This window comes from Anabaena sp. CA = ATCC 33047, from assembly GCF_963870205.1.
GTDB lineage: Bacteria > Cyanobacteriota > Cyanobacteriia > Cyanobacteriales > Nostocaceae > Trichormus.
In genome coordinates, this window is record NZ_CAWMSA010000024.1 from 24,300 (window position 1) to 46,642 (window position 22,343).

21 protein-coding genes and 1 tRNA gene are annotated in these 22,343 nt (G+C 40.0%); 11 read left to right on the forward strand and 11 right to left on the reverse strand.

The features are described 5' to 3' along the window. The first annotated feature begins 47 nt into the window (after positions 1-47). Together AACS98_RS06190 and AACS98_RS06195 are read left to right on the forward strand one after the other, a co-directional pair. Complete coding sequence (locus AACS98_RS06190) at positions 48-1,544, forward strand: hypothetical protein (RefSeq protein WP_066377409.1); 1,497 nt, start codon at positions 48-50, stop codon at positions 1,542-1,544. 68 nt (positions 1,545-1,612) lie between these two features. Beyond that, positions 1,613-1,686, forward strand: a tRNA-Val gene (locus tag AACS98_RS06195). 101 nt (positions 1,687-1,787) lie between these two features. Here AACS98_RS06195 and AACS98_RS06200 read toward each other — a convergent pair. Next, positions 1,788-1,970, reverse strand: coding sequence for a hypothetical protein (locus AACS98_RS06200; protein WP_066377413.1), 183 nt, complete (start codon positions 1,968-1,970; stop codon positions 1,788-1,790). A gap of 5 nt (positions 1,971-1,975) precedes the next feature. Further along, a complete protein-coding gene (locus AACS98_RS06205; protein ID WP_232317116.1) occupies positions 1,976-2,500 on the reverse strand; it encodes a type II toxin-antitoxin system VapC family toxin in 525 nt (174 codons plus the stop codon). A 174-nt stretch (positions 2,501-2,674) separates the two neighbouring features. Between AACS98_RS06205 and AACS98_RS06210 the strand changes: the two genes are divergently transcribed. Then, on the forward strand, positions 2,675-3,139 hold the full coding sequence (locus AACS98_RS06210; RefSeq protein ID WP_066377415.1) for a hypothetical protein: 465 nt from the start codon (positions 2,675-2,677) through the stop codon (positions 3,137-3,139). A gap of 86 nt (positions 3,140-3,225) precedes the next feature. Here the strand turns inward: AACS98_RS06210 and AACS98_RS06215 are convergent, their stop codons facing one another. Further along, positions 3,226-3,624, reverse strand: coding sequence for a nuclear transport factor 2 family protein (locus AACS98_RS06215; protein WP_066377417.1), 399 nt, complete (start codon positions 3,622-3,624; stop codon positions 3,226-3,228). Between the two features lie 208 nt (positions 3,625-3,832). Here AACS98_RS06215 and AACS98_RS06220 point away from each other — a divergent pair, with 208 nt between their 5' ends. Continuing rightward, entirely contained in the window at positions 3,833-4,669 is an 837-nt protein-coding gene (locus tag AACS98_RS06220) for an SDR family NAD(P)-dependent oxidoreductase (RefSeq protein ID WP_066377419.1), read from the forward strand. 10 nt (positions 4,670-4,679) lie between these two features. Here AACS98_RS06220 and AACS98_RS06225 read toward each other — a convergent pair whose 3' ends face one another. After that, the gene (locus AACS98_RS06225) at positions 4,680-5,474 is read right to left on the reverse strand and encodes an aspartyl/asparaginyl beta-hydroxylase domain-containing protein (protein WP_066377420.1); all 795 of its coding nucleotides are present in this window, start codon (positions 5,472-5,474) and stop codon (positions 4,680-4,682) included. 137 nt (positions 5,475-5,611) lie between these two features. Between AACS98_RS06225 and AACS98_RS06230 the strand changes: the two genes are divergently transcribed. Further along, positions 5,612-7,081, forward strand: a complete 1,470-nt coding sequence (locus AACS98_RS06230) for an amidohydrolase family protein (RefSeq protein WP_066377421.1) — start codon at positions 5,612-5,614, stop codon at positions 7,079-7,081. On the opposite strand, the gene AACS98_RS06235 is transcribed toward AACS98_RS06230, so the two are convergent. The 6 genes from AACS98_RS06235 to AACS98_RS06260 form a co-directional block, all read right to left on the reverse strand. Continuing rightward, complete coding sequence (locus AACS98_RS06235) at positions 7,078-7,908, reverse strand: alpha/beta fold hydrolase (RefSeq protein WP_066377422.1); 831 nt, start codon at positions 7,906-7,908, stop codon at positions 7,078-7,080. The genes AACS98_RS06230 and AACS98_RS06235 overlap by 4 nt on opposite strands. 21 nt (positions 7,909-7,929) lie before the next feature. After that, positions 7,930-9,318, reverse strand: coding sequence for a histidine--tRNA ligase (hisS, locus tag AACS98_RS06240; RefSeq protein ID WP_066377424.1), 1,389 nt, complete (start codon positions 9,316-9,318; stop codon positions 7,930-7,932). 253 nt (positions 9,319-9,571) lie between these two features. Beyond that, positions 9,572-10,018, reverse strand: a complete 447-nt coding sequence (locus AACS98_RS06245) for a DUF3598 family protein (protein ID WP_066377426.1) — start codon at positions 10,016-10,018, stop codon at positions 9,572-9,574. A 207-nt stretch (positions 10,019-10,225) separates the two neighbouring features. Beyond that, entirely contained in the window at positions 10,226-11,641 is a 1,416-nt protein-coding gene (locus tag AACS98_RS06250) for an aldehyde dehydrogenase family protein (protein WP_066377431.1), read from the reverse strand. Between the two features lie 184 nt (positions 11,642-11,825). Beyond that, the gene (locus AACS98_RS06255) at positions 11,826-12,869 is read right to left on the reverse strand and encodes a nitrilase-related carbon-nitrogen hydrolase (protein ID WP_066377432.1); all 1,044 of its coding nucleotides are present in this window, start codon (positions 12,867-12,869) and stop codon (positions 11,826-11,828) included. Positions 12,870-12,892: 23 nt separating this feature from the next. Further along, positions 12,893-13,666, reverse strand: coding sequence for a red chlorophyll catabolite reductase (locus AACS98_RS06260; RefSeq protein WP_066377433.1), 774 nt, complete (start codon positions 13,664-13,666; stop codon positions 12,893-12,895). Positions 13,667-13,874: 208 nt separating this feature from the next. Between AACS98_RS06260 and AACS98_RS06265 the strand changes: the two genes are divergently transcribed. Beyond that, the gene (locus AACS98_RS06265; protein WP_066377434.1) at positions 13,875-14,735 is read left to right on the forward strand and encodes an isocitrate lyase/PEP mutase family protein; all 861 of its coding nucleotides are present in this window, start codon (positions 13,875-13,877) and stop codon (positions 14,733-14,735) included. A gap of 137 nt (positions 14,736-14,872) precedes the next feature. Here the strand turns inward: AACS98_RS06265 and acsF are convergent, their stop codons facing one another. After that, positions 14,873-15,949: a magnesium-protoporphyrin IX monomethyl ester (oxidative) cyclase gene (acsF, locus tag AACS98_RS06270; protein ID WP_066377436.1), complete on the reverse strand. Its 1,077-nt coding sequence runs from the start codon at positions 15,947-15,949 to the stop codon at positions 14,873-14,875. Positions 15,950-16,510: 561 nt separating this feature from the next. On the opposite strand from acsF, the gene AACS98_RS06275 reads away from it, so the two are divergent. The 5 genes from AACS98_RS06275 to AACS98_RS06295 all read left to right on the forward strand — a co-directional run bounded on the left by AACS98_RS06275 (position 16,511) and on the right by AACS98_RS06295 (position 21,659). After that, a complete protein-coding gene (locus tag AACS98_RS06275; protein ID WP_066377437.1) occupies positions 16,511-17,227 on the forward strand; it encodes a biliverdin-producing heme oxygenase in 717 nt (238 codons plus the stop codon). Positions 17,228-17,771: 544 nt separating this feature from the next. Continuing rightward, a complete protein-coding gene (gene hemN / locus AACS98_RS06280; protein WP_066377439.1) occupies positions 17,772-19,154 on the forward strand; it encodes an oxygen-independent coproporphyrinogen III oxidase in 1,383 nt (460 codons plus the stop codon). Between the two features lie 596 nt (positions 19,155-19,750). Further along, positions 19,751-20,023, forward strand: a complete 273-nt coding sequence (locus tag AACS98_RS06285) for a GlsB/YeaQ/YmgE family stress response membrane protein (RefSeq protein ID WP_066377440.1) — start codon at positions 19,751-19,753, stop codon at positions 20,021-20,023. A 123-nt stretch (positions 20,024-20,146) separates the two neighbouring features. Beyond that, positions 20,147-20,839: a manganese catalase family protein gene (locus AACS98_RS06290; RefSeq protein ID WP_066377441.1), complete on the forward strand. Its 693-nt coding sequence runs from the start codon at positions 20,147-20,149 to the stop codon at positions 20,837-20,839. 91 nt (positions 20,840-20,930) lie between these two features. After that, on the forward strand, positions 20,931-21,659 hold the full coding sequence (locus tag AACS98_RS06295) for a DUF3891 family protein (RefSeq protein ID WP_066377443.1): 729 nt from the start codon (positions 20,931-20,933) through the stop codon (positions 21,657-21,659). Positions 21,660-22,343: the final 684 nt, after the last annotated feature.

The following is a 22,343-nucleotide window of genomic DNA, read 5'->3' on the forward strand; positions in this document are numbered from 1 at the left end:
ATTATACACAATGGGAATACTAGATTGATAAGTTACAGCTTATATCTATGTATCGTCTCAACAAAAAAGCCTGGAAACTATTGCTGGCAGAAGTGCAGAAATGTAGCGGGAATGACCAAGTAGGTCAAATTGAGCAGCAAATAGTCATTAAACGATTAGAAAAACTGCGTCTAGAAAAAGGTTCTCCTGCGGGGTTAGAAGAATTACGTGACACGGTTATTGATATATATCCACAATTTAGTGAGAAAATTCTCAAACAAGCAGCAAAAGCTAATCAACCACCTGGAATTTTTAGCAAAATCAAGTGGGTAGTGATAGTTGTAGGTGGTGCAGCTGGTGTGCTTTGGGTAGTGAATTTACCTTATCCAATGATTCGCCGGCCTGTTTCCAGAACTGTACCTCTGCTACTATTGCCTAGTTATATCAGTATGGATTATAACTACCGGGAAGCAATTCACAACCTGGAACAAGCAGACCAATTAATTAATCAAGCTACCAGCCCAGCAGATATTCAACGTGGTGGTGAAAAAGTCAAAGCTGCAAAGCGAAACTTAGATAAATTGCCAGTGTGGTTTTTGGGGTATTATCCACAAGCGTACTGTAATTTATTTGGGTGTAGTTGGCGGTTTACTGTGGATGAATTTGACACAGCACGCCAACGGGTAGGACGGATAGAAGCGATCGCATTTCAAGATCAAAATGCTTTAGTACCATTGACTCAGGCAGAACAAACCCTGAAAACCGCCAAGCAGCAATATCAACAGGCTAGCACTACTGAACATAGAGAACAAGCGATCGCCATTTGGCAAGAAGGAATAGACCAATTAGAACAAATTCCCCCAGAAACACTAGCCGCAAAAACAGCACAAGCTAAAATCAAAGCCTACAAACGTGATTTTGAAAATGCTCGCATAGGTAACTTTATCACAGCCGCCCAAGAATTTGATTTAGCAGCCGAAAAAGCCAAAGCAACTCAACCACAAACCGCATCTGAATTATGGCAACAGGCTATTAACCGCATTAAAGAAGTTCCTGTAGAAAATCCCCGCTATGTAGAAGCCCAAAAGTTATTAGCAACCTACCAAGGCAAAATTCAAGGTATTGTTGACCCCCGCAGTAGCAAGATAATTGAGGGTGCGAAACAATTCGCCTTTGCAGCCGCTAAAGCATCTCAAAATCCGCCCCATACAGAAACCAAGTGGAAACAAATTGCTCAGTTATGGTCAACAGCCATTGAACAATTGCGAAGCATTCCGGTAGAAGAACCGGGTTATTTAGAAGCTCAGAAATTATTAGCGACGTATCAAAGCAATTTGGGAATTATTGAAACTAGACTGCAAGCTGAGATAGAATCACAATCCTCACTGAAACAGGCTAATGAGGAAATCGAAAGGTTAATTGCTGCGCCACCCTCCGACCCGCAACAGTTCAAAGCGCAAATCCAAGGCATTATTAACGAGTTAAATACTGTCAAGTCTGGTACAACAGCTTATGCAGAAGCCCAAGCATTGCTAGTACAAGCTCAGAAACGACTTCAGCCCTAGAAATTTGCCACACAAAAAATCTTTGCTTTCTAATAAATATATGCTATACTAATAAATCGTGTGGTTAAGGACGTATAGCTCAGTTGGTTAGAGCGCTACGTTGACATCGTAGAGGTCACTGGTTCGAATCCAGTTACGTCCATTTTAGAGATATACAAATTAGCTGTCATCAGTGACAAACTAATGTCCTTGGCACAGGTGAGAGAGGATGAAGCGGGTAAGGTTTTTAAATGAGCGATCGCACTAAACTTTATTCAAAACAGAAACATCCTTCAACAACTTTGGAGGATAAGAAACAAATTTTCTATTGCTCCTTTTTTCTTGTTCTTTTAAATCTTGATAAATTGCCTGTAAGTCATTGTTAAATTCATTTGAATGTGCTTCTCTAACTTGATAAATTTCTTCGATAATTGGATCTTGCCACATAAATTTTACCTCTCTATCAGTTCTTCAGGGGTACAAATTATTACTGGTTCATAGCCTTGGGAACGACAAATGCTTTCAATTTCTCTCCTCATGAGAGCATTAGCAATATGCTTACAATTCCATGTTAACAAATAATTGATACCATTGGTTACAGCAATAGCAATATGTAAAGCATCCTCAGCCGCTTTTTGGGGCATAATTTTAAAATCAAGAAAAGCTTGGGCTAAAGTTAGTGAATCTTCTCTAGCTTCTAATAATTCTATTGTTTCTAAGATTTTTAGTCTTCGTTCAGCTGCTATAGAGTCTCCAGCACTGGCTTCTTGAATAACTAGCTGTGAAGCTACCAGAGCAAATTTATCTCGATAATTTTGCCACCATTCTTGGGTAATTTGTTGATGTCCTGCAATCACAATATCTCGACTAGGACGAGAAGTTAGATAACTGATTACTGAAGTTTCAACATAGACTTTTTCTTTCATTGTTAATTTTAAATTAATATATTTTTGCATATAATGATAACGCGATTGCATCCCCCGTTTCCGTAAATTGCACTCAATGCGTAGACAAGGTGTTGCCGCATAATAAGCCTCAGATAACCGAAGGGGTTCATGCAGCATACCCACAGCAACAGGGGGTTACATTTCGGCTCACCACAGAAGTGTTACTATATATATTGACAATCGCCCCTTTAATCCCCTGTGTCGATGAACAAAGAATTGGATCAAGAACTTTCCCTCAAAATAGCTGAAAGCATTAAAAGCAAGGCGAAAAAACCCTTTGATAATGCTTACAAAGCAGCCTTGGCGACTCAGGGGGCGAGGTATACCCAAGGGTTTTTAGTCTGCGCGGGTAGACAATACAAACCCATAGAACACGGTTGGATTGAGATAGACAACTGCATTGTTGACCCCACATTACCACACCTGCAAAAGAACTCTCAACAACTGTGGTACTTTTCAGCCCACAGCTTGAGCGTGAAGCAGCTAAAAGCAATTATCGAAGAATCAAAAGAAGATTATCCTGAAGATGACCCCCTACCCATCTATGGCGATGCACCTTATGAATATTATGGGGATGTGATGTTGGGTGGTAAAGAATACCTAGAAGCTTACCAAGCAGCAGAGGCTAAGTGTAAAGAATTGCAAGCAATCAGAGCTAACAATAATTAACTCAAATTAAGATACTTGCAAATAAAAGTTTCAACACCTTGTAGAGACGTTGCATGAAACGTCTCTATACTGTATTCACCTTCCTATCAATAAGATTTACCATCGCTACCGAAGTATTCACGGTAGCCACAAATTTTGTCACCACGCACATCAAAAGCAACTGCTACACGATTTTTATAAGGCTGTCCGAGTAAAAGTCCTTCATCTCGGAATTCAAACACCACAGTCGTTTCATTGCTGGTAACGTGGTCGAGAGATGTTAGTTTTAGTCCAGAATTAAAAGACTCAGAAACGTATTCAAAAAACTCTTTAGCTCGTTCTTTACCCACGTTCAAACCGTGGAATTTACCCATCGGAAACCAAAAGGTAAAATCGTCTGTGAGCATATCAAAAAATGCTTGCCATTCTCCTGTTGCTAGACCTTGGGTGAAATATTCAAATGCCTGTTGAGCAACTTTTAAAGTTTTTTCTGAGTTTTGTGCCATCATCATTAACTCGATATACACTAAGTTTAATTATCTAGTGCGATGTGCTATGCAAGCTCTTAATTTGTTGCAAATTATAAATAATCATTACAATAATTATTTTTTGATTTACTTGTTTGTTCTTAAATGATATTAGAGATTTAACATTACTTTTGTAATTACTGATTTTTTTGAGTTAATTGAAATTAATAATATTTAGTAATCAAACATGATATCAAAGCTAGCAATAGTTACAGGTGGCACACGTGGTATTGGTTGGGGAATATCACAGCAGCTAGCTGAAGATGGCTATGACTTGATACTTGGCTTTAATTCCAATGAAGAGACGGCAAATACTGCCAAGGCTAAACTAGAATCGACCTATGGAAACAAGGTTTATATTATTCAAGGAGACTTAGCAGAAGAAGCTACTATTGAAACCATATTTAAATGTGTAGAAGATAATTTTCATGGTAATCTTACAGCATTCATTCATAACGCTGGGTTATATGTGGGAGTGACAACATCGACGGAATCTAGTCAAGCGATCGCAGCTAATAAGGAATCACATCAATTATTAGGTAGTGGTAATTTGACTGGTTTTGATCAATATGATTACTATCAAAATGTCTATCCTAAATGCTTTATTAGATGTGTCGAAAAAGCCATCAATTACATGAAAGATGGAAACGGCTATATAGTAGCAATATCTGCTCCTGGATGTAATAGCAGTCAAACGCCAAAATTGCAATATGCCTTACCAGGTTCAGCTAAGACAGTTGTGGAATTTTTAGCAAGATACTATGCTAAAACACTTGCGCCACGATGCATTACAGTTAATGCAGTAATTCCCGGTTTTGTCAAAACTGAAGCTTGGGAATTAGTAACATCTAATAGCGATGGAGTAGATAGTGATACTATGAAAAATATGATTAAAAATACACCCATGCAACGTTGGGCATCTCCCAAAGAAATAGGTGAAGTAGTAGCTTTTTTATGCTCTCCTAAAGCTGCATTTATTACTGGAGTAGCTTTACCTGTTGATGGTGGGTTACATCTAACTTAAAGACTTATTCTTATAAGGCTTTATCCCACTCTAATTGATGAGCTAAACCATACTTAATAAAATCTTCAGCTTGTGCTTTATCACTCTTACCAAAAACCCCTAAGCTGTAAGGATTATCTTGCATACGTTGTATAACTTGCTCTTGTTCAAATTTTATTATTTCTTCTCTCGGTTTATCCGTTTTAAAAAAGTCTACAACCAAAACAGTTCTATCGTAATTAGTGTAATTATGTGGACAGTGTGGATAGCTATGATCTAAAACCATAAATTCGCCTTCCTGCCAATACAGTTTTTCGTGACATATTTTCATAGCTACATCCCCCTCTGGCACAATCAAACCTAAATATCCACGATTTGTATGATGGTTATAGTTAACATGAAGCTTGATATCTAAACCCGGATGAAATGTCCCAAAATACACGTTTCTGATTACATTATCATCTTTGAAGTTGACTTTTTCGATTACATTAGCCAAATTTGGGAAATATTTTTTTCTTAAAGCAAGTGCTTTGGCTGATGCTTCATCTGTCTCATAATCAGGATAAGTTATTTGATGTAACTGAATATATTCTTCAATAAACAAACCTTGGAATAAAATCCCAAAAGCACTATATTTTGAACTACCTTTAGTTTTAATCGTTTTACTTTTAGGCCCTAAAACTTCATAGGTGAATTTTAACTCCTCATCAGATGCTTGCTTAGTAAAGCTGGTAAACTCATCTCTAATTACTTGCCATTGCTCTTGGAAAATTTTAAGAAAAGTAAATTCTTCAGGGTTGAGATGATACTCATTAAAATTTGCCATTGCTTATATTCCTAAAGATGATTGAATAAACAACTGTTACATATTAATGGGTTTTAGCAGGTCTTCCGGTAGGATATTGGAATTCCTGACTAAAGCCAAACTTTAGCTGCTGTACTTATTTTAGTGTGAGGTCTACTATGTCTGAACCTCCTGTATTGGATAAAATTATCAAAAATGTGCGGGTAGTTCGTCCCCATGATGATGCTGTTGAACTACTGGATATAGGAATTAAGGATGGGAAATTTGCCCAGATTGCTCCTCATATTAGCGTAGACGAAAGCAAAGATGTATTTGATGCTAAAAACCTGCTAGGCTTTCCTGGGGTGGTGGATGCTCACATGCACGTCGGTATTTATCAACCCCTAGATAAAGATGCGGTGACTGAAAGCAAAGCGGCTGCAATGGGGGGAGTAACTACCAGTCTTAATTACATTCGTACAGGACAATATTATCTCAATAAAGGCGGCTCTTACCGGGATTTTTTCCCGGAAGTCTTGGCGTTATCCGCAGGTAATTTTTTTGTTGATTACAGCTATCATGTTGCACCTATAGCTAGTCAACATATTGAAGAAATACCTCTACTATTTGAAGAATTTGGTGTCAGTTCCTTTAAAATCTTCATGTTTTATGGTGGCTATGGGTTGCATGGTTTATCAGACAAGCAAAACCTGTTTTTGATGATAAATAAAGAGGAACGCTATGACTTTGCTCATTTTGAGTTTATTATGCGTGGTATCACTCGCTTAATGGCAGAAAATCCAGCAGCGAAAGATATTATTAGCTTAAGTTTGCATTGCGAAGTTGCAGAAATTCTTAACGCCTACACCAAAATAGTTGAAAATGATTCTAGCCTGAGTGGACTACACGCTTACAGTGCAGCGCGTCCCCCCCATTCGGAAGGTTTAGCTGTTTGTATTGCATCTTATTTGGCGCATGAAACCAACTGTGTAAATATCAATTTATTGCATCTGAGTTCGCGGAAAGCAATGGAAGCAGCTTTGACTATGCAAGCTGCTTTTCCACATATTAATTTTCGCCGAGAAGTTACTGTTGGTCATTTACTCTTAGATGTGAATACCCCTAACGGTGCTTGGGCAAAAGTTAACCCGCCGATTCGTCCCCGTGCTGATGTAGAATATCTATGGCAAGCTGTACTGAATCATCAAGTAGATTGGATAGTTAGTGATCATGCTTGCTGTTCTGCGGAACAAAAAAGAAATGCTAAAGACCCGAATAATATTTGGTTAGCAAAGTCTGGTTTTGGCGGTACAGAATATTTACTTTCTGGTGTGGTGAGTGAAGGTAGTAAGCGGGGGATGTCTTACAACCAGATGGCTAAGTTGCTATCTTGGAACCCATCCCGGCGGTTTGGGTTGCTAGAAAAAGGGGATATTGCTCTTGGTTATGATGCTGATTTGGTGTTAGTAGATCCGAATGAAAGCTTTGTGGTAAGTGCGTCTGAGTCGGAATCACAACAAGGTTACACACCATTTGAAGGAATGGAGTTAACAGGAAGGGTGAAAAGTACGTTTTTGCGGGGAAATTTGATTTACCACAACGGACAAGTTTTGGGTTCACCTACTGGGCGTTATTTAAGAAGAGCTTAAATTTGAACACCAGCATTTTCTAAAAATTGGATGACTATCTTTGCTATTTCTTCAGGCATTTGATTCATCATACAAATAGTTCCTCCAGGTAACTCTACAACCTGACTGTGAGGTATTGCTTGTGATAAGAAATATCTGTCTTTTGCTAATGCTAAACCTAATCTTTCAAATTCTTCTACATCATCAATTCCCCAGAATATCAGCGTGGGACACTTAATAGCTGTAAATCTTTCTGCCGCTTCCATACAGTAATTTCCCACCGCCCAAACTGCATATAAAGGATAGCCAAAACATTTCAAATCATCTAAAACCCAACGATGATTCAAATCAGCAGAACCTACATAACTGCTACGCGCTAACCATCTTTCCATCAGGTGAGAACCATCTTCTTGAATGACGAAACCTTTCTGAAATCGCCGCATTAAATCTGCTTTGCCAGCTTCACCAAAACCAGCAACGTTACACAGAATTAATTTGTTAACTCGTTCTGGATAAGCTGCGGCGACTTCTCCAGAAACGAAAGCACCTGTATGGTTGCCTAAAATGTTGGTTTTGGCAATACCTAACTCATCTAACAAGGCAATGACAGTTTTAGCGTAGTCTGCAACTGAATATAATCTTGGCGGTTTATCAGAATCACCAAACCCCATTAAATCCATTGCAATAACACAGTATTTCTTGGACAAGATGGGCATTAATTCCCGATATTCATCACTACTGCGGGGGTTCATGTGCAGTAATAATAAAGGTTCTCCTTCGCCACCAATACGATAAAGAATTTGTCCATCTTCGGTATCTAAAAATGCCCTTTTGATTGGTTTATTCATAGCACCCTGTTAATTGATTAGTTATACAAGTTTCTGTTTAATTGCCTCAGCTAAATCTGCCAATGCTACTTCTATTTGTTCGCCTGTTTGTAAATCTTTGAGTGATGATTTTTGTGCAGCTGCTTCGTCAGCACCAATAATTACACAGAAACGTATCCCTTGTTTATCTGCTGCTTGGAATTGTTTACCCAAGGGACGCTTATCAAAGTTAGTCACAACATTAATACCCGCTTGGCGTAACTGTTGCGAAACTTTTAAATAAGTTGGCATTAAATCTTCTTGCATATTTACTACCACTACCTGCGCTGGTGTTGCAGGTAAGGTGTTAAGAATACCCGCTTTCAGTAAACGACTAATTAAGCGAGTTAACCCGATAGAAATACCCACTCCCGGCATTTTTTCGCCTAAAAACATCCCCACTAATTCCTCATATCTGCCACCAGAACAAATACTACCTAAAGCTTCATGTCCGATGAGGGTAGTTTCATAAACAGTGCCAGTATAGTAGTTTAAACCACGGGCAATAGACAAATCAATACAAAAACGTTTGTCAGGAACTCCTAAATTCCGCACACCTGCAATTACTGTTGCTAATTCACTGACACCTAAACTAAATTGTTCACATTCTGGCAAGTTTTCTGAGAGGTGTTGGAGTTTATCTAACACTTCATCAACATCACCATCAATTTTGATGAAATCAATAATCTTTTGTGTTTGCTCAGGGTTAATTCCTTCTTTCTCTAACTCTTGCTTAACTTTCGCTTCTCCGATTTTCTCCAAATTATCAATGATGCTAATACAAGATTTAATTTGAGTTTCGGAAATTTCTAAAGATTGGAAAAATCCTGTCAAAACTTTTCGGTTATTTATCCGAATTACAAAATCACCAATATTAATTGCCTCAAATATCTCGGTGATAATTGCGGGCATTTGGGCATCATATAATAAACTGAGTTCCCGCCGCCCAATTACATCAATATCACACTGACGAAACTGCCGAAATCTCCCATCTTTGGCGCGTTCCCCCCGAAAGACTACATCCATTTGGTAACGCGCAAAGGGAAAGGTTAATTCATTCAGGTGACGGGCGATATACGCTGCTAAAGGGACTGTTTGATCAAATTTTAAAGCTCTGGCTTCTGAACCTGTTTCGCCTGATTTATCTTTTTCTGCTTGGCGATTTGGTGGCAGAATTGGTTCAATACCATAAATGATATTATCGCCTTGATTTCCTTTTGCTTGCAGGACTTCTAATCTTTCTACTGCGGGTGTTTCAATAGGTGTAAATCCATAACTTTCATAAACTCTACGGATAGTATCTAATAAATATAATTCTAGGCGTTTCTCGCTGGGGAGAAATTCAGGAAAACCGCTAGGAGTAGAAAAGTTAATTTTGTCAGTCTTTGCCATGCGTCTACCTTATCAAGTTAAAATCTGATGTAATAGGATGTTTATTTTTTCATAAAATGGTGCGTTAACGTAGTGTAACGCACCCTACTAGCGTGACAAGCTTAAAATGTTGCATTAAAACACTCTTGTGGTGCGGGCTTCTAGCCCGTCCGGTGCAGGCTAGAAGCCCGCACCACAAGAACTATATTTTTGCACTATTTTAGCCTTGCCACGCAGCTACTAAATTCAAAAGTATATCTGATTATGGAATTTACTATTTTAACCTTTCTTCTTTAATCAAAGTACGTTGGTAAATTTGATGATTTTTAAACCAGTGCCATGTACGGGCGCGATGGTTATTGTCTGGACTAATTTGAATCATTTCATATAAATACATTTCTGGTACTGTTTTGTAAGCAAACCATAATATTACTGTTGAGTCGTCTATTTCCCAAGCTTTGCCTTGAATGCGTTCTGTATCAAACCAGAGAATTTTATCACGATAAGTTGCGGGAAATTGATGTTCTTCTTGTTTACCGTTAGCCCATTTGTAACGGTTAATTTGGTAGTAGTGATAGGGGCTATTGTCTGGAAATTGACAGGTTAAATGTGATTCATGTTGGTCAAGAAGTTTTCCTGATGTATCAACTAAAGTGTATGTACCAATCCAATCGCCTTCATGACGGGCAAGTACAGGCATTTCTGCTTTAATTTTAGTCATTTTTAATTCCTGATATTATTAGGTTTTAAGTTGTAGGGTGTGTTGAGCTTAAAATGTTGCATTAAATCTCTCTTGTGGGATAAGCTCTCTAGCTCGTCCGGTGCAGGCTAGAAGCCCGCACCACAAGAACTATATTTTTGCACTATTTTAGCTGTGTCAGTCCAGTAGGGTGTGTTAAGGTTAACGCCTTGATTTAGCGATCGCTCATTAGCTATTAAACCACCAAGGGTCAGGGGCGGAGTTAGCTTTGATTAAAAACGCTTGTTTTCTCAGAAACCGCTTGAGTGCTGCTGCACCCATGCGTGAACCACCCAAACCGGAAAATTTGAAGGCGTTTTTCTCTCCTTCGTACATGATGGCAGTCAAAGCCGCATCATTAATACTAATAGCACCTGCCTGGATTTGCCGAGCGACGGTTAAGGCTTCTTCTTCTGAACCAGCAAACACGGCTGCACTGAGTCCATAAATCGAGTCGTTAGCTAAGTTTACTGCTTCCGTCACGTTGGAGAACGACATTACGGGCATAATGGGGCCGAAAGTTTCTTCGGTCATGACTTTCATGGCATGATTGACTTGGGTGAGTACGGTGGGACGACACCACCAACCGCCGCCTAATTCCTCTACTTTACCGCCACAGTGAATGATTGCGCCTTTGTGCATTGCATCGGCGATGTGTTCTCTAATGATCGCTGCTTGTTTTTCGGCGATAATAGGGCCGATTTGTCCGCTTTCCACGTTGGGGTAAGCTAGCTCTAGACGATGCGCTTTAGCTATGAGTTGATGATAAAAATCTTCATATATGGATTCAGCAACGTAAATTCTTTCTATGGAGAGACAGGATTGACCTGTGTTGACGACTGCACCCCACAAAATCGCTGAGGTAGCTAAGTCTAAGTCTGCTGATTCTAAAACGATCGCTGGATCTTTTCCTCCCAATTCTAAAAACGCTGGGATAAATCGTTTCGCTGCGGCTTCTGCAACTTTCCGTCCTGTGGCTACACTCCCTGTAAAACAAATTAAATCTACATAGTCAATTAACGCTGCTCCTGTTTCCCCTGCTCCCTCAATAAAAATTAACACTTCCCGCAGGTGAGGAACTTCGTTGAGTGCTAACAATAAAGGTGCAACAAACCGAGGCGCGATTTCACTGGGTTTGACAACGACAGCACAACCCGCCAACAATGCCGGGATAGCATCAATCATTGACAACAACAAGGGAAAATTCCACGGACTAATTACGCCAACTAAGCTGTAGGGAATTGATGCTTGTTGTAAGGCGATAAACGGAATACTGGTATTTTTAGCGGTTTCTTGTAGTAATTCTGGTGCTAGGTTACACCAACGGTCAATAGTGGATAGGAAGGAATCAATTTCTAATACTGAGATGGATAATCTACCCGTGTCATTGACTAAAGCTTCTGTTAGCTGTTGCCGTTGAGATAATATTGCTTGTTTCCATTGCTGTAGGGCTTCAATTCTAGCTTCTATACCGATTTGATACCAACGAGTTTGCGATCGCCTCGCCCGGTTACATTGCTGGGCTAGCAACCTCACTGGTGGTGGGATAATCACATAATCAAATTTTCCCGTCCGAGGATTACGTACTTCTATAGGGTTAGTCATTAGTCATTAGTTATTAGTCATTAGTCATTGGTCATTAGTCATTAGTCATTAGTTATTAGTCATTAGTCATTAGTTTAGTTTCTCTCCCCTGCTCACCTGCTCCCCTGCTCCCTCATCTCCCTCATCTCCCGTCATGACTCCCAGTCCCCAGTCCCCAATCCCCAGTCCCCAGTCGCCTCCTGTGTCAAATTATCCCTAAATTGCTGAGGCGTTCAATAGTTTGTGTTTGGGCTTGGATGAAATGCTGGCGGTCTACGGTTTGATTTAACATGGTGTTGGCTGGGTAAAATTGGGACTGGCTGTAGCTTTGGGCGTATAGTTCAAATCGCTGACGAGACAGTAAATTATTTAACCCTGGACGGTGGCGATCGCGTCTTAATGCTGCTAAATCTATCTCTGCAAATGCCGCCATACTTTCCCCTGCACCTGTCTCTGCTAATACTATCCCGCGATGGTCAATAATTTTTGAACCTCCATCTACTGAACTCATGGCAATAGGGCTATTACTTAACCCAGCAGTATTAGCTGACACTACATAAGCCATATTTTCCACGGCACGGGTAATTTTAGCAGCGTCTTTGGCTGTGATATTCTTACTGTAAACTTCCGAGGTGGAATGGAGAAAAATTTCCGCGCCACGTATGGCTAAACACCTCGCTACTTCTGGGTATAAAATTTCCTCTGATGCTAAAGCTGCTAAATTGCCAATGGCGGTTTTCGCTACGGGGAAAACTCCTTCTAAGCCGTAACAATCAAGGTATTTATCCCAGACATCATGGGGTGTAGGGGCAAACATGGAATTAAGTCGCCGATACCGTAAAACTACTGTACCAGAGGCATCAATTACAAAGCAGGTTTGAAAGTACAACCCTGGAAAATTGGGGTCGAGTTCGTAGGCGTTACCAGCTAAAAATATGTGATGTTTTTGAGCAATGTTACCGAGAGCTTCATACTCTGCGCCGTTCATTTCTATACAGGCTTTATTTGCCCATACTTCCACAGATTCCCCCATTGGGAAACCTGTCAGGAAGTATTCGGGTAGAACAATTAAGCGACAATCATAACCAATAAACGCAATACTGGCGGCGATTTGTTGCGCCAAGCGGGTAATAGTTTTTTGCATCAGTAACCCGACTTCGTGGCGATCGCGTGCTGGATTAACTGCATGACAAGTAACTTGCAATGCCAAAGCACGGAATGATTCTATAGTATCAGTATGATTCGCCATATTCGCTAGTATATTAAGATTGCCTATCTAGAAAGTATACGATCGCCACCCCAAAGCGATCGCACCAGTTTATCTGTCATTTCCTCACCAAAGAACCGCACAGCAACTTTATTGTCTGGATCACGTTCTGCGATGGTTCGACGCACAAATAAATCACGTTCAGCTAATGCAGCCCGTTCTGATTCTGCCACAGGTGCGGCTGTATCTATCCAAGACAACCAACGATCCACCATTTCATGAGCAACTTTGCTCACCAAAGCTAAAGTTTCCTGCTCTTCTTGAAACGTATAACACAAACTCGTGTGTGATTGTGCCTGCCGAATATATAAAGTTTTACTAATAAATGGCTCAAAACGTGAATCACCCTGTAGTGCTAAGTACGTTTGATTAACGGGTTCATAGTAGCGGTCTAAATATTCTAAGTCAACGAACAAATCAGTGCGCGGGATGTAATCCATATAAAACAAAATCCCCAGTTGGGGAAACGTACTAAACGCGCAAGCTAGATGAGGAACACGGATATGAGATTTTAGCCAAACCGTCAAGTGCATATTGCTAAAACCCGAAATCGGATCACGTAACCATGAATGCACTAACCAATCGACTTCCGCACCTGTAAAAGTATTCAGTGAACCGTGGGCAGCACCCACCTGAGCAGCATAACTGTGTAAACTTTGAGTGGAAGCATCGGGATGAGTTTCAAACCGAGCATCTATTTTCTGGCGCATTTCTTTTGTAATCTGCCATAAATGCTCAAACAAAGCGGTATTATCTAAATTAGCTTGCTGCTCCAGCATAGTTTATAGATACCTTTTGGCGTAAATGTCAATAAACTTAATTTAGATGAAAAACCTTGACATCTTACCTACGCCAGAAATTATTTAGGACTTACTTTAAATGTAAAATAGACTTTTGTTCGTAGAGAGCGATTTATCGCTCCTATTTAGGGATTTAAAGGGCTAAAGCCCTTACTACGAACGTATCTTTTATTACAAATTACTCACTATGTCTTCTAGCCAAACACTACGACAGTTACTAGCGCGTCCTGAAATTATCGTGATTCCTGGTGTTTACGACTGTCTCAGTGCAAAACTGGCTGAAAAGATAGGTTTTGAGGTAATAGCTACCAGTGGCTTTGGGATAGCGGCTTCTACCTTGGGTTTACCAGATTATGGTTTTCTCACCGCTACAGAAATGTTCTACAGTGTAGGCAGAATTGCCCAATCAGTGAATGTTCCCTTAATTGCAGATTTAGACACTGGTTATGGCAACGCCTTAAACGTGATGCGGACGATCAAAGATGCTGTACAATTAGGTGTAGCGGGAGTATTGCTAGAAGACCAAGAATGGCCGAAAAAGTGCGGACATTTTGAAGGTAAACGAGTCATCCCCACAGCCGAACACGCCGGAAAAATTAGAGCCGCAGTAGAAGCGAGAGGCGATAGTGGCTTAGTAATTATTGCCCGTACAGATGCCCGTGCGCCACTAGGATTAGAAGAAGCGATCGCCCGTGGTCGTGCTTACATTGCCGCCGGAGCAGATATACTGTTTGTAGAAGCACCGCAATCAGTAGAAGAACTAAAAGCGATCGCTGCTGCCTTCCCTAATATCCCATTAGTAGCGAACATAGTTGAAGGAGGTAAAACCCCCTCCCTATCAGCAGCAGAACTACAAAACTTAGGGTTTAAAATCGTCTTTTTCCCCCTCACAGGCTTATTAGCAGTCACACAAACACTAACCAATTGCCTAACCCACTTAAAACAACAGGGAACAACAGCCAACCTGACTGATTTAGTTAAATTCCAAGAATTCCAACAACTCGTAGACGTTCCCCAATTTCTAGAAACAGAAAAAAAATACCAATAAACCAACACCACAAAAACCTATAATCTCTCCGCGCTCTTCTCTGCGTCTTTGCGCCTCTGCGTGAGCTTTTAAAAAACCTCAAAAAAAAAACGAGCAATTTACGCAGAGACAAACAAAACCTAAACCAAAAACCCTAACTACATCACAGTACCACGAGTAGCCTCAGCATCAATCGGCTTAATCAAATACAACCGTAACATATTCCAAAAAATACCAATAGCAGGGGGAATACTTTGGAAGAACTTGACAAACTTCGGCAACTTATTATTTTTAATCGCCGCTAGTTGCAAATTATTCACCGCACAAAGTTCTAACCGCCAGAAAAATTCCGGGTGATTAGTATTTAAAATCAGAGGAAAAGCTCTAGCAGAAGTATTGTTAGTCTCTTGAATAACTCTAGTGTTGTACTTGCGGGGATGGATACCGATAGCTTCGTAAAAGCTAGCCCGTTCAAATACAGTCATAGTGTGGGTAGCAAACACAGCTAACAAAAAGAAACGCACCCATAAGCGAGCTTTCCAACTTTTCCATAACTTGGGTTGCGATCGCAATACTGCTTTAAAAAAATCCCCGTGTCGGTTTTCATCCTGACACCAACTCTCAAACTTACGGAATAACGGATAAAACTGGTATTCTGGATGCTCCTGAATATGGTGATACATCAAAATATAACGCCAGTAACCAATTTTCTCCGATAGGTAGACTGTGTAAATAATCCACTCTGGCGGGAAAAATGTATATGTGCGGTTTTTGGTTAAGTAGTTTAAATCAAGAGACAGATTGAAATCCGCCATTGATTTATTCAAAAATCCTGCATGGCGTGCTTCATCCCGTGCCAACAAATGAAAAGCCTCTGATAACAGAGGATTTCGTTCTTTGACACGGCGTGATAACTCTTTAAACAACAGAAACCCAGAAAACTCGGAAGTACAAGAACGTTCCAAAAAGTCAATAAAAGCCCGGCGTTTTTCCCCAGTGATATGATCCCAATTTTGCTGAAACTCTTCATCACGGGCAAAGTGATGACGGTTGTAGTCAGCACGGAGTTCATCAATAATCGCTCTAATCTCCGCCTCATTGGCTGAAATATCCAAATTTGCCACCGCATCAAAATCGGTGGTGTAAAACCGGGGTGTTAATAATGTTTCTTGAACAGGTGCTTTCACGCCTGGTTTAAGCGTCTGAGGTTCTGGAGTTGCCAGAGAATTAACCATGAGACTCCTTAATGGTAAAGGTTTTCATAACTATATAAACATAAAAATATCTTTCTCCACATCAGTTAAAGAACTGGCTATGACGATAAATCATGATGCAAACTACACTCAATTTTGCAAGTCATATCTTGCACCATTCTCAATAAGCTTCAGGCGATGCACTGCTAACAACGTAAAACTAAAGCTTTGAGAAACTTCTCAGCAATGCCCACCCTAAAAAAATTATCATCAAGCAACTACACTCAATTTCTCCAGAAATTTTTCCCCGTACCCAATCCCCAATCCCCAGTCCCCAGCCCCAATATGTGTAGTCAGATTAAGAGAAATATAAAAAATTATTAATAGCTATGTAGTTATACAAGCAATAATAGTTAAATGAGTTTGGGAGATATAAAAAAACCAAGGATCTGTATTGAGCATGATAGTTGCTAGATAGAGTCGTGCAGATCCTTGCTCAACCCCGAATAACAATCATTTCACCTGAGACTTGACTGTGAATTGGCAGCCATTCTGAGTCTGTAAACGTGACTGCCTGAACAATTAAACATTAAGGAAGCAAAAATGAGTAATAATCTAGCTGTTAAACTGCGTTCTGGCACTCAAAAAGCTCACACAGCAGCAGAAAACGTGGGATTCATGAAATGTTTTTTGAAGGGGGTGGTAGATAGAGACTGTTTCGCCCAGTTTTTAAGTAACTTGTATTTTGTTTACAGTGAACTAGAAGCCGCTATCAAAAGCCAAGTCAATCATCCTGTGATTGGTGCAATTTACTTTCCCGAGCTAAATCGCCAAGCTTCTTTAGAAAAAGACATGGTATTTTACTATGGTAGCGAGTGGCGAAATCTAATTACACCGGGAACTACTGCCCAGTCATATATTAACCGGATTCGACAACTTTCTGCCCATGAGCCTGTGTTGTTAATTGGTCATACTTATACGCGCTACATGGGGGATTTATCTGGGGGGCAGATGTTGCAGAAAATTGCTCAGTCAACTTTGCGGTTGTCTGGTTACGAAGGCACATCTTTCTATAATTTTGAGCAAATTCCCGACAAGAAAGCATTTAAAGATAAGTATCGTCAAGCATTAGATTCATTACCTATTGATGATGCTACAGCAGACCGCATCGTTGCAGAAGCCAATTATGCTTTCCAATGCAATATGCAAATGGCTAGAGAACTAGAGGGAAGTTTAATCAAAGCTATTGGTCAAGTAGTATTCAATAGCTTAACCCAAAGCCATAATAACCCCGGTAGCACCGAAGCACCTGCGATGTGAGCCTGTGGGGGGACAAATAAATTCAAAATTCAAAATTCAAAATTAACAGGACTTACGGAAAATATCTCTCAAACCCTATTTTCTTCTCTACGAGACGCTACGCGAACGCGAACGTGGTTCATTATTCCGTGACTTGTGCGTAAGTCCTAATTAAATAATTTTTCCCCAGAATTCTTGACTTTTGACTTGTTTGATGCCCCATGCCCAATTCCTAATTTTGGTTGAAATCGACACATAACGGTCTAGCATGGAATATTTAAACTAGACAACAGCTAGACTCTTACAACCTTGAAAGCTGACAACAAGGGGATGAAAGTCTCTCTTCCCAGTCCCTAGTCTCCGCAGTCAACAATTAATTGCAGACTCTTTATACCTATAAAACCAACCACCAGTCAACGCACGCGGTAGTCAAGATAACTTTGTCCAAGATTTAAAAACTGTTGTCTGCTAAGTTTTTGAATTTTGCGAGAAGTTAGAACTTCGGTGATTTTGAATGCCGCTAAGTATCACTAGGTGGTGTGGTAACAGTACCTTGGAGGATTTGATGGTTTTTCTTTCATCTGGTGTTAAATTTGATTTAGATTTGATTCAGAAGTATGATACTCCTGCACCTAGATATACCAGTTATCCACCCGCTACACAGTTAACTGAGGAATTTACTGAGCAAGATTTTCGAGATGCGATCGCAGCTTCCAATCAAAGAAAAACACCTCTGTCTTTGTATTTCCATATTCCTTTTTGTCAGAGTGCTTGTTACTTTTGCGGTTGCAATACGGTAATTTCTAACAATAAGAATATTGCCAAACCTTACTTAGAAAACTTAGCGCGAGAAATCCAGCATACAGCATCATTGATTGATTCAGATAGAAAGGTGTTGCAAATACATTGGGGTGGTGGTACACCCAATTATTTAGATTGCGAGCAAGTAGAATTTGTCTGGAAACAAATTCATCGCCATTTTAACCTTGATCCAGAGGCAGAAATTTCTATTGAGATTAATCCCCGCTACGTTGATAAAGATTATATTTTCTTTCTCAGGGAAATCGGGTTTAATCGTGTTAGTTTTGGCATTCAAGATTTTAACACCCAAGTGCAAGTAGCTGTTAACCGTGTCCAACCTGAAGAAATGTTATTCGATGTCATGAGTTGGATTAAAGCAGCTAAGTTTAACAGTGTGAATGTAGACTTAATTTATGGTTTACCTTATCAAACTTTACAAACATTTCAAGAGACGCTGAGAAAGACAGTAGCATTAGATCCTGAGCGAATTGTGGTGTTTAACTTTGCCTATGTACCTTGGTTAAAGCCAGCACAGAAAAATATTCCTGTGTCAGCTTTACCGCAACCACAGGAAAAGTTAGAAATTCTCAAGATGACGATTGAAGAATTGACTAATAGCCAGTATCAATTTATTGGTATGGATCATTTTGCTAAAGTTAATGATGAACTAGCAGTTGCTCAACGTAACCGCACCCTCCAGCGTAACTTCCAAGGCTACACCACCCACGCCGAAACAGAACTTTTTGGTTTTGGTGCGACATCTATCAGTATGCTACATGATGCTTATGTCCAAAATCATAAGCAATTGAAAGAATATTACCAAGCAGTTGCAGCAGATGTTTTACCAGTGAGTAAAGGAATTAAACTCACGCCAGATGATATTATCAGACGCGATGTCATTATGTCTATTATGTCCAATTTTCAACTGTATAAGCAGGACATAGAAGAAAAATATGATATCAAATTTGATCAATATTTTGCCCATGAGCTAGAATTATTACAGCCATTAGCTGATGATGGACTTGTAGATTTATCTAGTAATCATATCCAAATCACAGACATTGGTCGGTTATTGGTGAGAAATATTGCTGTTGTTTTTGATAATCATAATCAAAAGCCAGAAAAACAATTTTCCCGCGCTATTTAATACCGTTTACTGTCAGGTTGATCAATTTAGGCAACCAGGGGAATTTCTGCATATATTTGTCAACAACCTCAGTTTGTTCTAGCGTTGTTGAGACTTGCCAAGTATTTAATGCGAGTTTAGCTATTCAAGATGATAAAAATCACTGTCAAATTACTGATGACTTTTGACATGATTAATTTATAAAATATACTATTTAACATCCCAGCAAAAATATTATTTTAAGTTCGTAGTAAGGACTTTAGTCCTTATTTTTTTATTTCTTGCTTGTAGCGTCCTGTATCTTTAAGTTTTCTCTTGTACCATTCTCAATCAGAATAGATGGGCATTGCCAACACCATAAAACTAAGGATGTTAGTAACTTGCAAGCAATCCCAACGTACAAAAATTGTCTACACAGTAGCATTGCCAAGCATGGCAAAGAAAGGACTAAAGTCCTGACTACAAACACAAAAGTTTAAATAATTTTCATTTTCTCTTGTTTATCTAGCTATTACCGATATCTATCTTTTGGCTTCAAAAGTTACTTCATCAGGTGGAAACGTAACTTGATTCAAATTGTTAATCTGAGTTAAAGATGATATTTTTGAGGAGATTATATGAATATTATTGCGTGGATAATATTAGGACTATTGGCTGGTGCGATCGCTAAGGCGATTTATCCAGGACATCAAGGTGGTGGTATCCTTGCCACAATGATTTTAGGTATAATTGGCGCATTTATCGGTGGTAGTTTATATAGCCTATTGGCAACGGGAACGTTACAAATTACGGCGACTGGTTTTAGTATTCCCGGACTTTTATTAGCAATAATTGGGGCAATTATCGCTATCTATATTTGGGGACTCATCACCAGAAGCCGTAGCGCATAGTTGCAGAATAAATTCACAGCCAAAAAAATTAAGTGTGAAAGCCAGATTTTTTGCAATCAAACCCACAAGATTTAAGGGTTTGATGCCAATGATTGTTGTAGTAATTAATTGAAGAGGCAGTTCATGTTTTTCCATAAAAAAGAGCCTATTCATGCTGTAAAGATTGATGAGGCTAACCCTCGTTTTGCTCAGTTACTTTTAGAGCAGTTTGGCGGAGCGACAGGAGAATTATCAGCAGCTTTGCAATATTGGGTACAATCATTTCACGTTGAAAATGCTGGAATTCGAGATATGCTGCAAGATATTGCTATCGAAGAATTTGGGCATTTAGAGATGGTTGGTAGACTCATCGAAGCTCATACTAAAAATACGGATCAAACAGAGGCTTATAGAAGCACTCTCTTTGCTGTTAGAGGTATAGGGCCTCACTTTCTCGATAGTCAAGGTAATGCTTGGACTGCAAGTTACCTGAATGAAGGTGGTGATGTGGTGCGAGATTTGAGAGCTAATATTGCTGCTGAAGCTGGCGCACGTCAAACTTACGAAGAGTTAATTAAATTATGTCCAGATCAAGGAACTAAAGAGACTTTAGTTCATTTACTCACACGAGAAGTGTCTCACACTCAGATGTTTATGAAGGCTTTAGAGTCACTGGGTAAGTTGACAGATCCATTATTTGGTAATATTCAACCGGATGAAACTGTAAATATCTATTACAATCTCTCTACAAATGGCAATGGTCATGATCAACGTGGCCCCTGGAATTCTGAGCCGACATTCCAATACGTTGCTAACCCATTGGAAAGACATCCTTAATTGCTAGCAGGGGAACGGAGGGAGCAGGGTAGACAAGGTAGAAATTCTTTCCCATTCCCCATTCCCTTATTTAAAATCGGGAGATTAATTTGTGATTGTTAATGCAACACAAAATGGATGGGAAGTGATATACCATCGCGCCCACGCTTTGTTAGCAGCGCAATTAGCAGGACAATGGCGACGCAAAGATTCCCCGCCACGGATGTATGAAACACTCGCGGCTATTTCTCATCACGATGATTTAGAACAAGAGTGGAAGGAAGATAATCTGACTGAAGCGGGTGCGCCAAGGGACTTCACGATGAACACAGAAACAATAGTGAAGAAACTGGCTGATTTGGTGAATAATGCTCGTTATCGAGGGCGGTGGGTAGCTTTATTAATTTCCAAACACCTCAGCCGTTTAAATGAACCAAAACGGGGTGAGTCTCCCGAACTAAATCAATTTTTAGATGAACAACTGCAAAACCAACAACGTTGGCGCGAGGCACTAGGCTTGCAGCCGGCAGAAGTAGATGCAGCTTATGCGTTTATGCAGTGGTGCGATCGCCTATCCTTAATCTTATGTCAAAAAAAGTTACCTGCTGACCAAAGGTTTTTAGAAATTAGCAAAGGGCATGACGGTCAACGCTATGACATCATGCAGCGTAGCGATAACTTGATTACTGTGCAACCTTGGCCTTTTGAAGACGATAAATTTACAGTCAATATTGAGGCTTGTAATTTAGAACAAGTCAAGTTTGAGAGTTGCACGGAACTGAATCAAGCTCTGCAACAAGCACCAATCAAGGTACTAGAGTGGACTTTTGTCAAAAGCTAGGCAGACAACCAAAATTAAAAAGCACCTGGGAGTGTTGCCGTGTTTCCACCCCAAGTGCTTTTTGCTTTCAACTTGCTCCTCACACACAACTGGAGAATATCACCTATTTTCTTTAAATGCAAGTATATTGTGTGACGCTTTTTCAACTGGACAGGCAATAGTATTTTCTCCATCAATTAAAAAGCGTCTGGGAGTGTTGCCGTGTTTCCACCCCAGACGCTTTTTTAATTTCAACTTGCTCCTCACACACAACTGGAGAATATCACTTATTGTCTTGAAGTACAAGTATATCGTGTGGCACTTTCTCAACTGGACAGGTAATAGTATTTTGATCAGGACTTACCGAAGATTTGGGTTTGAGGTTCCCCATCCTTCTAGGACGGCTTTTGATAAAATAAGTATACCTGCAACACAGGCAGAGTCTCGCCGAAAGGGAGGAACCTGTCTCGCAATGGGCAGAAAACGCCGCCGGGCAGACGGTGTATGCTTGCTAAGGGTAAAGTAATCTGAACTTTTCGACTCGTCCGGTTGTTTGGATCTCCCTTTGTTCGCGCTAGCGTCGCGAAGCGAAGCAAGAATCCTCATGCCTTTAGGCTGAGGAGTGTCAAGTCACTGGCATATTAGTAGGGTGCGTCAGATATTAAAAATCTCATTATTCACAGCATTTCAGCAGTCTGACGCACC